This window comes from Chondromyces crocatus, assembly GCF_001189295.1.
Taxonomy (GTDB): domain Bacteria; phylum Myxococcota_A; class Polyangia; order Polyangiales; family Polyangiaceae; genus Chondromyces; species Chondromyces crocatus.
Window position 1 is genome coordinate 8394475 of record NZ_CP012159.1, and the last position, 12960, is coordinate 8407434.

Genomic DNA, 12960 nt, shown 5'->3' on the forward strand with positions numbered 1-12960 from the left:
TCCCCGCGCGCCGGGACCTGGTCAACGCCCGGCCCAGCCCTGGATCCTCGTTGCTCCACCCTTTGCCCACAGCCAGCGGCGCTGGGGGTCAACCCCTTGGAATCACTGAGGGTTCCTCCATGCCGGCGGTGGCACTCTTCTTGATGCTGTGCAGGGGTCATGAGCATGTCCGCGGCCCCTCCGCATCGGAATGCAGCGACCCCACAGCGACGAGGTGCGCCCCGGGATGGCCGCATCTCCACGCTGCAGGACCCCCAGGCCTCCGCCACCGGCGTGCACAGCCAGGGTCCCCGGCCGGTCACCGTGGGCGAGTTCCGGGGCTCCTCACGCTACGAGCTGCTGCTCAAGCTCGCTTCGGGGGGAAGCGCGTCGGTCTACGTCGGGCGGGTCACGGGCTCCGCCGGGTTCTCGCGGCTCGTGGCCGTCAAGCGCGCCCACCCGCACCTCGCGCACGACGCCGCCGTGCAGAAGATGATGCGCACCGAGGCGCGCCTCGCGTCGAGCCTCAACCACGCCAACGTGGTCGCCGTGCAGGACGTGGAGAAGGTCGATTCCGAACTCCTGCTCATCCTCGACTACGTCGAGGGGGCCTCCCTGTCCGAGCTGCTCACCGCCGGCGTGCAGACCGGCAACCCCCTGCCCACGCGCGTGGCGATGCGCATCGTGCTCGACGCCGCCATCGGGCTCGCCGCGGTCCACGGGATCGAGGGCAACGACGGCCGCCCCGTCGGCTTCCTGCACCGCGACGTGTCGCCGCAGAACATCCTGATCGGCGTCGACGGCACGGGCCGCATCACCGACTTCGGCCTCGCCAAGCACATCTGCTCCGACGCGAGCCGAGGCTCCGGCATGCTCCAGGGCAAGCTCGCGTACCTCGCCCCCGAGATCATCGAGAAGGTGGCCTTCACCGTGCAGAGCGATCTCTTCGCCATGGCGGTGGTGCTGTGGGAGGCGATGGCCCGCCGCCGGCTCTTCCAGGGCGACACCTGGGCTGACACCGTGCGCAAGGTCGGCCTGGTGCAGCCCCCGCCGCTCTCGCGCGTGATCCCGGGCCTCGACGAGCGGATCGATCGCATCGTCGCCCGCGCCCTCGACAAGGAGCCCGCCCGTCGCCACCCCACCGTGCGCGCCTTCGTGGACGAACTCGAGGCCGTCGGCGTGGAGCGCAACCTGATCGCCACCACCTCCGAGGTCTCGGCGTACATGCAGTCCGTGGTGGGCGACGCGCTCCAGCGACGCCGCGCCCTCATCCGCCCTTTCCAGCCGCCGGTGGATCTCGAGGAGCTGATGACCACGCAGACCTTCGATCACATCCCGCGTGCGTCGTCGCTTCCGCCGCCGCCTCCCGCGCACACCGCGCGCGCGTCGTCGCTCCTGCCCCCTCCCGCGCAGCCGCCGAGTGCCGTACCGCGTCCGGCGCTGCCGCGCGCGAACACGCCCAGCGGGCTCCTGCTGCCGCGCGCGACCTCTCCGGGCGCGCTGCCCCGTCCCGTCCCCCCGCCGCGCTCGTTGCCGCGGCCGCAGCTTCCCCAGGCGCGCCCGCTCGGCCCGCTGCCGCGCACCACGCCGCCGCCGGCACCGCTGCACGGCCACCTCGGCCCGCTGCCGCGCACCACGCCGCCGCCGGCGCTTCCGAACAGCGCGTCGAGCCCGCTGCCGCGCACCACGCCCCCTCCGCCCATGTCCGCGGGGGCTCCCGCGCTGTCCCGCCTGCTCCCGCCGCCTCCGGCCGTCCCCCGTGGTCTGCTCAAGACGCTCCCCGTCGTCCCGTCCCTCGACGGCATCGACGATGACGAGAGCACGATCAACCGCACACCGCCTTCCGAGCTGCCGCCGGTGCCGCGCCCTCCGATGCCTCGGGATCGCCAGCGCGCGCCGGTCGATCTGTCGCTCACGACCACCGGCCCTGCGCCGTACCTGGCGGCCCCCCTTCCGCCCGAGCCTCCGTTCCCGAGCGAGCGCTCCTCGTCGTTCAGCTCCCTGTCGTTCACCGGCAGGGGCCTCGTCGAGTCGCCATCGCGCCTCGGCCTCACCGAGTTCACCGGCAGGGGCCTCGTCGAGTCGCCATCGCGCCTCGGCCTCACCGACCGGACGCCCTCCCGCTCGCGTTCTCACGCGCCCCCCGCCGTGGTGAGCGGCTCCTTGCTCCGGCGACCGCTGCGGCACGCGGGGCCACCGCCCGAGCCGCCGCCTCCCCCGGCGAACGCTTCCTACGAGCTGGATGCCGAGGTCGACGAGGAAGATCAGAAGCCGACCAGTGTGCAGCAGAGCCCCTGGGCGACCCCATCCTCGGATCCCTTCGCGCCCTGGGTTCCCCCCTCGCTTCCCCCGGAGGGCATGGTGCCCGCGAAGCGCGGTGGACGAGGAGCACTCCTCGGCAGCATCGTCGGCATGGTGGTCGCCAGCGTGGCCATGGCCGCCGTGTACGGACCCGTCGACATGAGGTCGCTCCCTGCCTGGGCAGCCAGCCGCCTCGCTGGCGCTCCGGTCGCCGCCGCAGAGAGGTCCGCGTCGGCGGCCGAAGGCGCTCGCGTCACCGCTGGCCAGCCCACCACCGCGCCATCGGTTGCCGACCACCTCGCCAGCGCGCAACCGACCGCCGCGCAGCCCGCGTCCACGGGGAAGTCGGCGTCGAGCGCAGGTGCGTCGAGCACCACCAGCAAGCCCGAAGGGGCCCCGGCGAGTGCAGTGGCTTCGAGCGCGCCGGCCGCTCCTTTGACCCCCGAGATGCTGCCTGACGCCACGACGAAGAAGGCGTCCCCCTCGGCCCCCTCTGGCCAGCCTCTGACCCCGGCCGACCTTCCGGACGTGAAGCGGAACCGCTGAGCGTCGACAGGAGCCGCGGTTCGTCGAGGCATCTCCGCGACGAGGCGAACTCCACCCCGGCACGACGCAGTGGCACGGATCTTGATGCTCGTCGAGCAGGATCCCTCTCTTCCCCCTCTCCTTTCCGCCGATCACGAGGCCTGCGCGCCTCCCTCACGACCCCTGGGCCCCACACACACGAGCGTCTCGACCCCTCAGGCACAGACACCTCCACCTTCTGGTCGTGACCCCTCGGCCTCTCGCTCTCGACGCTCCCCTCTCTCGCTCGTGATGCCTCGACGTCTCGGTCGTGACCCTTCGGCCTGACCCATCGCCTCTCCTGCTCACGACCTCTGGAGCCCTCTTCCACGACACCTCCGGGCCTCGTGTCAGACCCCCTCGGGCCTTCAGGACGACCTCTGGAGCCTCTCGCGCGTGTCCCTCCGACCTCTCGATTCGGGCTGCCAACTCGTGAACCAACCCACAAAACATCGCTCGTGACGACACGTTTCGCCTCACTGGGCGGAGTGTCCGAGCAGGGGCATCGGTCCCGGGAAGGAGCCATGGACGCCGATCGTCGAGCGTCGAACGACACGGCCCTCACCGCCGACCAGCAGCCGTCGGTCCACGAGCGCGTGGTACTGCCTGATGCACGCGCGCTCGGTAGCACGACGCGCACGGCTCGGCGTGGACGAGAGGGTGCACATCCAGCGACGCCGTGGCGCCTTGGTGGCCATGGAGAGAGTGTGTGCGAAGAGAAGGAGCTGTGCTCTCCGGCGCGAGAGAGCGGATGCGCGAGCGGTGTGAGGAGCCCCCTCCGCTCACGCAGGAAGAGGACGATCAGTCGGGCGTGCAGTCGGTCACGGCGCCGCAGCTCACGTCACGGGGAGCGTAGTCGGCGCACTTGTCACCGGGCAGGAGCTTCCACGAGCAGAAGTCGATCGAGCTGAAGCCCTCGAGGTGATCGAACGAGTGATTGACGGGGAAGGACGTCCTCGAACGGCAGGCATCCGAGCTCTGGGCGCGATACCAGACGTTCCTCGCGATCTCGAGGCGAGGCACGCCCTGGCCGAGGCTGACGTACAGGTAGTCGTCCGGCGCGTTCGCATCGACGCGGCTCACGCCCTCGATCCGGACCTTCGCGCCGGCCCACTGGCCGTGGAAGGCAGCGTCCGTCGGAGAGACGAGCTTCGCGACGTCGGCGCCGGTGAGAAGCTTCGCCGTGGGCACGGGCGCGCTGCCCGTCACGGTGACCTTCGAGACCTTGGCAAGCTGACGCTGGGGGATCTGGCTGGGGTTGTTCTCGGGCGCCTGCTGCGAGCACTGGTTCAGCAGGAAGGACGAGGCCTCACCCACGACGTCGAGGACATCGCCGGGCGCCACGTCGTCGGGGAAGGAGTCGCCAGCGGGTACCTGACCGAGGATCGGGCAGTAGAGCTGCCCGTTCGAGCCCGTCGTGGCGTTCGTGCCGTAGGAGAGGGCGATGATGCCGGTGTGCGGCGCGACCTCGGTGAGACCGGGCGCGGAGAGGTAGACGCCCCAGAGGCAGGAGCCCGAGGAGCCGCGCGATACCAGGTACTTCGAGCTCATCGCGACGGCGCCACGCACGGTGACCTTGGCCCCCGAGGGGATCGCGCCCGTGTTGATGTCGGGGATCGAAGCATCCGGCGGATCCGCCGCCGTGCCACCCCCCTCACCCCCCTCGCCGCCACCCCCCACGTTCGTCGATCCGCCGACACCGGGAGCGCTGCCGCCGTCCCCCGACGTGGAGGTCGTGGAGGCACCGCTGCCGCCCGTCCCGCCAGGTCCCGAGGGACCGCTGCTGCTGCCCTCGGCCTGACACCCGACGACGCCCATGGCGACTGCGGTGGTGAAGAGCACGCCCATACCAAGGAGTCCGAACCGACGATGCTGCATGGGAACCTCCGGATCAGCGTGCTGCGCCGAACGAGCCGGGCCGCGCGCTTCAAGGAATTGAAGCCTGGCCGCCGAACGATTGCGTAACGATCGAGGGGAGAATCGCCTGGCGGGTGGCCACACCACCCTACCACAGCTCCCCGAGATCGAATCTCGATTCGCGGCGTCCACCTGGTGACAGAACCATGTCAGCTGGGATTGCGCGAGAAACGCGGCGCCCTCGTGCGCAGAGACGAGGAAGTCGTGCGAAGGGCTTTTCCCGGGCGGGTTTTCGATCCTGGGGGCCGCGCGCCGGTGGTGAATGCGAGGAAGCGGGCGCGGGCGACGAAGCGTGAGCGAACGAGGGGGCGGCCGTACGCGAGGAGACGCAGCAGCGGCTCAGGCCGGCGTGCCCAGCCCGAATCCGTCATGGAGCGCGCGGACCGCAAGCTCGGCGTACCTGGTCGCGACCAGGCAGGAGATCTTGATCTCGCTCGTGGAGATGGCCTCGATGTTGATGTTCTCGGCGGCGAGAAGCTCGAACATCCTGGCGGCGACGCCGGCGTGCGAACGCATGCCGAGGCCGACGATGGAGACCTTGACGATGTCCTCTTCGTAGCGAACTTCTCGCGCTCCCACGACGACGCGCATCGACTCCATGACCTGCTGGGTGCGGGCGAGATCGGCCTTGGTGACGGTGAAGGTGACGTCGGTCTTGCGGCTGACGGCGCCGTCCGGCCCAGCGGGCGTGGTGTGCGCCGAGGGGCTCTGGATGATCATGTCGACGCTGATGTTCTCGCGCGACAGGGCCGTGAAGGCCTGCGCGACGATGCCGGGTCGATCGTCGACGCCGACCAGCATCACCCTCGACTCGTTGCGATCGAGGGCGACGCCCGTCACGGTCACCCGCTCGAGGGACTGCTCCTCGCCGACGACCCAGGTCCCAGGCGCCTCCGAGAAGGACGACCGCACATGCACCGGCACCCCGTACTTCATCGCAACCTCCACGCTCCTGATCTGCAAGACCTTGGCGCCCAGCGAGGCGAGTTCGAGCATCTCTTCGTAGCTGATGCGCTCGATCTTCTTCGCCGTGGGGCAGATGTTCGGGTCCGTGGTGTAGACCCCGTCGACGTCGGTGAAGATCTCGCAGGCCGCACCCACCGCGGCGGCGACGGCGACGGCGCTGGTGTCGCTCCCGCCGCGGCCGAGGGTGGTGATGTTGCCGGCCTCGTCGACGCCCTGGAACCCCGCGACGACCGCGATCGTTCCATCGGCGAGCTCGTCGTGCAGGCGCTGCGCGTCGATGGCCTTGATCCTGGCCTTGGTATACGCGCTGTCGGTGATGATCCCGAGCTGGTGGCCGAGGAGGCTCCGGGCCTTGCCGCCCTGGGCCTGGATCGCGAGTGCCATCAGGGCCGCGGAGACCTGCTCGCCCGTGGAGGCGAGGGCATCGACCTCGCGGGCATCGGGGAGCGGAGACAGCTCGGACGCGAGCGCGAGGAGGCGGTTCGTCTCTCCGGCCATGGCGCTGACGATGACCACCACCTGGTGCCCAGCGCGCTGGGTCGCGAGCGCCCTTGCGGCGGCGTTGCGGATGCGATCGACCGTGCCGACCGAGGTGCCACCGAACTTCTGGACGATGAGGCTCACGGAGGCGCCCCGACTAATCTCGGTGGCTGTCCCGGTCAAGGGATGGCTCGCCGGAAGAACGATGCATCGACGAGCGGTGGCTCATCAGGAGGTGGGCTCGTCGGGGTGACGAGGCGCGCGCCTCCGCGTGAATTCCGAGATGACGCGACCGCCTCGTCTCGGTGCGTTCCGCGGCTGGTCAGCTTCACGCTTTCCAGCTACCTAAGGTCGCCACCATGAGCTCTCTCGACGATCTCGTACGCGACTGGCCGCGCCCCTACGGTTTCGAGAACGTGGAGATCGGTGGCATCGATGGCACCCGGCTCCGGCTGGTGGTCGGGGGCCCGCGGACTGGTCGCCCCGTCGTGCTCGTCCATGGGGCGCCCCAGCTCTCCTATGCGTGGCGGCGTGTGATGCCGCTGCTCAAGGAGGATTACCGGGTGATTGCACCGGATCTGCGCGGGTACGGCGCGAGCGCCCCCGCGCTGACGGGGCGGTACGACATTCCAACGCTGGTCGGCGACCTGCAGGTCACGATCGACTGGGCGCGCAGCCGCTACGCCGAGGCGCTCGCGGGGCGCGCTGGCGGGCCGCGGGTCGGGCGCACGCTGCCGCCGGGCGTGGAGCACGACGGAGACACCCGCGTCCTTCTCGTCGGTCACGACTGGGGAGGCACGCTCGCATGGATTCTGGCGGCGCAGCGGCCCGACGATCTGCGGCACCTCGTGGTGACGAATGCGCCAGCGCCGGCCGCGCTGAAGGAGATCTTCCACCCGCTACAGCTCCTCCGCGCCTGGCACGTGGCGCTTTTCCAGCTCCCGCTCGTCGACCGGCTCCTCGAGCGGACGCACGCCTCGCTGTTCCTGTGGATGATGACGTCGTCCGCGGCCCCCGGGACGTTCGATCCCGCCGATGTTGCGTTCTACCGGAGCGCCTTCTCCCGGCCGGGTCGATGCACCGCCGTCGTCGAGGGGTACAGGCAATTGCTATGGGGTCGCCGCTATGATTTCGCCTCGGTGGCCAAGCGGCTCACCGTCCCCACCACGCTCGTCTGGGGAGAGGCGGATCGAGCGCTCCGGCGGGCGGTCGGCAAGGCGGCGAAGCGCTACGCAGAACAGCTCGACGTGCGCCGTCTGCCCGACGTCCGGCACTGGGTTCCGGAGCAGTGCCCAGAGGCCATCGCCCGAGCAGTTCTGGACGGTGACAGGGCCGGGGCAGAGTCTCTGTAAAAGGCAAACAATCTCGACTCGTTATGCATCAACTGCCGGTCCCTCGTGGCGAGGGGTGTCGACCTGTCGTTTCTCCACTGGCGCGGGAACAAAGTCCGAGGCTCGCCCATTCAGGAGGCGCCGATGTTGACAGCGATCCCTCCACCGCTAGGATGGCGCGGCCCCAGACCTGGGCAATCGAAGATCCAGGGAAATTCAGTGGATCGAGCGGGCGAAGTCAGGAGGGCAGACTTCGCCGACCCGGGGATGAAAAGCGAGCCCGCAATGGCAGCGCACACACCCCCGACGCATCGGGTGATGGCGCCGCGGACGCGGCCCAGCCCCCTCGGGTGGAGCGAGATCCGCCGCGGGGAGAGACGCAGTGTTCAGGGGAGCAGAACTCTCCCAAAGGCAAAAGGAGGTCGATCTTGACGGGCGATGTGATGATCGAGGCGAGCGCGCTCACCAAGCGGTACGGAGCGGTCCGCGCGCTGGACAAGGTGAGCTTCGAGGTCCATCGCGGCGAGGTCGTCGGGTTCCTCGGACCCAACGGGGCCGGGAAGTCGACCACCATGCGCATCCTCACCTGCTTCATCTCGGCTTCTGCCGGGATGGCTCGGGTGCATGGCTACGACGTGTTCGACGAGCCGCTCGAGGTTCGTCGGAAGCTCGGCTACCTGCCCCAGCGTGCCCCGCTCTACGGCGAGATGAGCGTCTGGGAGTACCTCTCCTTCGTCGCCGACATGCGGAACCTGGATCGCTCCGTGTTCCGCAAGCGCATGAAGGGTGTCGTGGAGGTGTGTGGCCTGGCCCAGTCGCTCGGCCGTGACATCCGCACGCTCTCGCACGGCTACCGTCAGCGCGTGGGGCTGGCGCAAGCGCTGGTGCACGATCCGCCGATCCTCATCCTCGACGAGCCGACGAGCGATCTCGATCCGAACGAGAAGGCCGAGGTCATTCGTTACATCAAGGAGATCGGCAAGGAGCGCACCATCCTCCTGTCGACGCACAACCTGAGCGAGGTGGAGACGGCCTGCGCCCGCGCGATCATCGTGTCCAAGGGGCGCGTGGTCGCCGACGGGCCGCTCGACGGGATCCGCGCACGGAGCGGAAAGGTCCGCTACGTGGTGACCGTGCACGAGCAGAAGGTCCTCGACGGCTCCTCGGGCCGCAAGCCGCCTTCGGCCGAGGAGGTGCAGGAGTCGCTGCGCAAGCTGCCCGGGGTCTCCACGGTGAGCGAGCTGCCGACCGACGACAAGGCCCACAGCTTCCAGCTGCTCGGCGCACTCGGGCAGGACATCCGGCCGGAACTGTTCTCCCTCATCGTGCAGAAGGGCTGGCTCCTCCTGGAGATGCGGCGTGACTCGCAGAGCCTCGAGGACGTCTTCAAGGCCCTCACGAAGGGTGACGAGCGGCGCGACCGCGGCCGTCCGCTCATCGACGTGGACGACGACGAGGACGACGCCGGCGACGACGACGACACCGACGAGGATGAAGGCGATGACGGCGCCGACGAGGATGCCGACGAGGGCGACGAGACCTCTCGCGAGAAGACGGACAAGAAGGACTGAACCGTGAGCACCACCTTGACGATTGCGAAGCGGGAGTTTCGCTCCTACTTCGATTCACCTCTGGCCTACGTGGTCGTATGCCTGGGCCTGGTCCTGCTGGGGATCTTCTTCTTCCTCGTGGGCGGGAACTTCCTGGGCGGCACCTTCTGGGACGTCGGCCGGGCCTCCCTCACGAAGATGTTCGAGGCCATCCCGCGCTACCTGGCGCTGTTGATCATTCCCGTCGTGACGATGCGCCTGCTCGCCGAAGAGAAGCGGAGCGGGACCCTGGAGATGCTGATCACCTTGCCGGTGAAGGACCATGAGGTCGTCCTCGGCAAGTTCATCGGGGCGCTCGGCCTGGTCCTCGTGCTGATCTTCGCCACGGCGCTCTACCCGATCCTGATGTTCGTGTGGCCCTGGCACCTCGGGGCGCTCGACACGGGCCCGGTCATCTCCGGCTACGTGGGGCTCGTCCTCTACTCGGCTGCGGCGACGTCGATCGGGCTCCTGATCTCCGCCCTCACGGAGAGCCAGTTCATCGCCTTCGTGGTCACCTGGATCGTGCTCATCGTGCTGCAGTTCGTCGGCCTCCTCGGCGACGTCTTCGGCTCGGAGGTGCGCAACATCCTCTACTTCATCAGCTTCGACACCCGGCTGGAGCCGTTCGCACGCGGCATGATCTCCACCCGGGACGTCGTGTTCTTCCTCTCGATCACCATCGGCTGCCTGATGGCGGCCTTCAGGGCGCTTGAGCGCCGGAAGTGGGCGTAAACCGCCATGGAACGGAAGACCAAAGCCGCGACGCAGACCGGTCTCTACCTGCTCATCGTGGCCGCCATCCTCGTGGTGGCGAACATCCTGTCGTTCGGCGTCCACAAGCGCATCGACATGACGAAGAACGAGCGCTTCACCCTGTCGAAGGGTTCAGCGCGTCTCGTCGCCGAGGGGCTCAAGCAGGAGCTCCAGATGGACGTCTACGTGATCCGGGGGCTGCCGAAGTTCGAGGCGTTCACCCGGGATCTCGAGGACATGCTGCGCGAGTATGAACTCGCGGGGAAAGGCAAGGTCCGCTACACGATCATCGAGGCCAAGACCGACGAGCAGCGCAGCGCGGCGAAGGAAGCCGGTCTGCGCGAGGTGACCGTCGGCGAGGGCAGCGAGACCGGCGGCGACCAGATGAACATCTCCCGTGGCTACATGGGGATCGCGTTCAAGTACGGCAGCGAGAAGGATGCGATCGAGATGTTGCATCCGGACTACTCGCAGGGCCTCGAGTTCTGGATCACGAACAAGATCCGCGAGATCCGCGATCGCGCCGACAACATCAGCCAGAAGTTCGGCGTCGTCACCGGCAAGGACGAGATCAAGCTGACCGACCAGAACCTGGTGCCGTCGCGCGGTGGCCAGGGCGGCGCGGCGATCCGGCCGATCATCGAGCAGAACTTCCCGTTCTACAAGTTCGAGGACGTGGACCTGCAGGGCGGTGACACGGAGATCAACAAGGAGCTCTCCGGCATCATCATCACCCAGCCCGCCAAGGAGTTCTCCGAGAAGGAGCTGCGCCGCATCGACGAGTTCCTGATGCTCGGGAGCAAGTCGCTCGTCGTGGCCGCTGGCGCGGTGAACCTGAAGGCGTCCGATCCCTCGATGAAAGCCACGCTGAACACGTGGGGCCTCGAGAAGCTGCTCGACGGCTACGGGATCGAGATGAAGAAGGAAGCGATCCTGGACTGGAGCCGGTCCATCGCCTTCCCGGTGCCGACCCAGACGGGTCAGGCGCTGTTCTTCCGGGCCCCTGGCATCCTGCAGCTCCAGGAGGATCCGCGCTTCGATCAGCAGGATCAGCTCCTCGACACATCGTTCGCCGGCTTCTTCCGCATCCCGGAGCTGTCGTTCGCATTCCCCTCGCCCCTCGTGCCGCACCCGGAGAAGCAGCCGGAAGCGCAGCTCCGGGTGCTTGCCCGTTCGTCGCCGAACACCACGGTGACCGACGACGAAGCGCTGGAGATGAAGCTCAGCCCCGAGTGGCGTCCCAAGGGTGAGTACGCGCAGCGGGCGATCGCAATCTCCGTCGAGGGCAAGCTGAAGAGCGCCTACGGCGGTCAGGAAGGGATGGGCATCACCGCGGCGGCACAGTCGCCCGAGGCGAGCCGAGTGCTGGTGATCAGCGCGTCGCAGTTCTTCGCCAACCCGTTCGCGCGGGCCGGCAATCCGCCCCCCATGCCGCCGCAGATGGCGATGATGGGCGGCGTCGGCGGCGACGAGAACCTGCAGACCGTCGCAGGTCCCTACGCGCAGCGCTACCTCTTGAACACCGTGCTGGCGTTCAAGAACATCCTCGACTGGATGAGCGGCGACAGCACGCTGCTCGCCGCGACCGCGAAGCTCTCCAGCGAGCCGAACCTCGCCTACTTCGACATCCAGCGGCCCAAGGAAGAGCCGACGGACAACGAGGAGCTGCGGGTCAAGAAGGAGGAGGAGTACCAGAAGGAGCGCAGCAAGGTTCAGAAGACCGTGTCTGCGAGCCTGACCCTCCTGCCGGCGGCGCTGTTCGCGGCGTTCGGTGTCTTCCGCTGGCGGCGACGCGAGAGCGCGCGCGACCACATCAAGCTGGACTGAGCCTTCCTGTGCTCGGGGTCGCCGCACCTCTCGCGGCGGCCTCGGGCCCTACCTGGTAGAGCCATGAAGACCGAGCAACGAATCTATATCGCTCTCGCGCTCCTCGTCCTCCTGGGCGGCGGGCTGTATTTCTCCCAGAAGAAGCAGAGTGAGGACCGGGCCCAGCACTCGGCCTCCGCCGCGACGGCCGATCTCCCGAAGGTCGGCGTCACGAAGGAGGACGTCGAGAAGATCACCAAGATCGAGATCAAGAACGCCGACAAGAGCGACGTCACGATCGAGAAGAAGGGTGAAGACTGGGAGGTGGTGAAGCCCGTCGCTGCCAAGGCGAACGCGGCGAACGTGCGGAGCCTCCTCGACAACCTGAAGGAGCTGAAGATCAAGGAGCCGATCGATCGCACGACCGGCACCTACGAACAGTACGAGGTCAACGACCCCAAGGCGCTCCACGTGGTCGCCTACAAGGGAGACGAGAAGGCCATCGATCTGTACTTCGGCAAGAGCGGCTCGCGCGGCCAGATGGTCCGCCTCGGATCGCAGGACGGCGTGTGGATCGCCGGCGGCTACTCGAGCTACCTGTACACCCGCGAGGCCAAGAACTGGCGCGAGACGGGCATCCTGAAGTTCGAGGACGCGAACGCAATCCAGGTCGAGGTCGAGAACAAGAACGGCAAGTTCAGCTTCTCGAAGAACGACGACAAGTGGTCGGGCACGTTCGCGGCGCGCAAGGGCGGGAAGCTCGGCACGCCGGGGAAGTGGGAGAAGTTCGACGAGGCGAAGGTCAAGGACCTGCTTCGCGCCTACAAGGGCCTGAACGCCGAGGACTTCGGCGAGGAGACGTCGGAGACTGGGCTCGCCGACGCCGTGGAGAACGGCGGCGTGGTGCGGATCGTCCTCAAGGACAACGCCGGGGACTACACCATCAAGGTGGGCAAGACCTCGAAGGGCTCGAGCCGCTTCGCGCAGAAGGAAGGCGGCGATGGGACGGTCTACGTGCTGTCCTCGTGGTCGGCCGACTGGGCCGTGGCGGAGCCGAAGAAGTTCGAGAAATCGGACGAGAAGAAGCCCGAGGGTGGCCCGGGCGACGAGCACGACGATCACCCCCACATGCCCGGCATGCCCGAGGGGATGTTCGGCGAGTAAGCGCGGTCTGCGCCGGGCGCTCTCGAAGAGGCGTCGGCCGGGCCCCACGACCCCACGCGGACCGTCCGCGTGGGCGTGGGTCACCCGCCCGGCGCCTCGGCGCTTTG

8 protein-coding genes are annotated in these 12960 nt (G+C 68.4%); 6 read left to right on the top strand and 2 right to left on the bottom strand.

Annotated elements, in window-relative coordinates:
• The first annotated feature begins 159 nt into the window (after nt 1-159).
• On the top strand, nt 160-2826 hold the full coding sequence (locus CMC5_RS30195) for a serine/threonine-protein kinase (RefSeq protein ID WP_050433643.1): 2667 nt from the start codon (nt 160-162) through the stop codon (nt 2824-2826).
• A gap of 819 nt (nt 2827-3645) precedes the next feature.
• Here the strand turns inward: CMC5_RS30195 and CMC5_RS30205 are convergent.
• A complete protein-coding gene (locus tag CMC5_RS30205) occupies nt 3646-4722 on the bottom strand; it encodes a hypothetical protein (protein ID WP_156338965.1) in 1077 nt (358 codons plus the stop codon).
• A 378-nt stretch (nt 4723-5100) separates the two neighbouring features.
• Nucleotides 5101-6351 carry an aspartate kinase gene (locus CMC5_RS30210; RefSeq protein WP_050433646.1) on the bottom strand — a complete coding sequence of 417 codons (1251 nt, stop codon included), beginning with the start codon at nt 6349-6351 and terminating at the stop codon, nt 5101-5103.
• Nucleotides 6352-6566: 215 nt separating this feature from the next.
• Between CMC5_RS30210 and CMC5_RS30215 the strand changes: the two genes are divergently transcribed.
• The 5 genes from CMC5_RS30215 to CMC5_RS30235 all read left to right on the top strand — a co-directional run bounded on the left by CMC5_RS30215 (nt 6567) and on the right by CMC5_RS30235 (nt 12853).
• The gene (locus CMC5_RS30215; RefSeq protein WP_050433647.1) at nt 6567-7559 is read left to right on the top strand and encodes an alpha/beta fold hydrolase; all 993 of its coding nucleotides are present in this window, start codon (nt 6567-6569) and stop codon (nt 7557-7559) included.
• Nucleotides 7560-7966: 407 nt separating this feature from the next.
• The gene (locus CMC5_RS30220) at nt 7967-9109 is read left to right on the top strand and encodes an ATP-binding cassette domain-containing protein (RefSeq protein WP_245677833.1); all 1143 of its coding nucleotides are present in this window, start codon (nt 7967-7969) and stop codon (nt 9107-9109) included.
• 3 nt (nt 9110-9112) lie between these two features.
• Nucleotides 9113-9862 (top strand): ABC transporter permease, encoded by a 750-nt coding sequence (locus CMC5_RS30225; RefSeq protein ID WP_050433649.1) that lies wholly within the window; start codon nt 9113-9115, stop codon nt 9860-9862.
• Between the two features lie 6 nt (nt 9863-9868).
• Complete coding sequence (locus CMC5_RS30230; protein WP_050433650.1) at nt 9869-11710, top strand: GldG family protein; 1842 nt, start codon at nt 9869-9871, stop codon at nt 11708-11710.
• A gap of 63 nt (nt 11711-11773) precedes the next feature.
• Nucleotides 11774-12853, top strand: coding sequence for a DUF4340 domain-containing protein (locus CMC5_RS30235; protein WP_050433651.1), 1080 nt, complete (start codon nt 11774-11776; stop codon nt 12851-12853).
• The last annotated feature ends 107 nt before the right edge of the window (nt 12854-12960 follow it).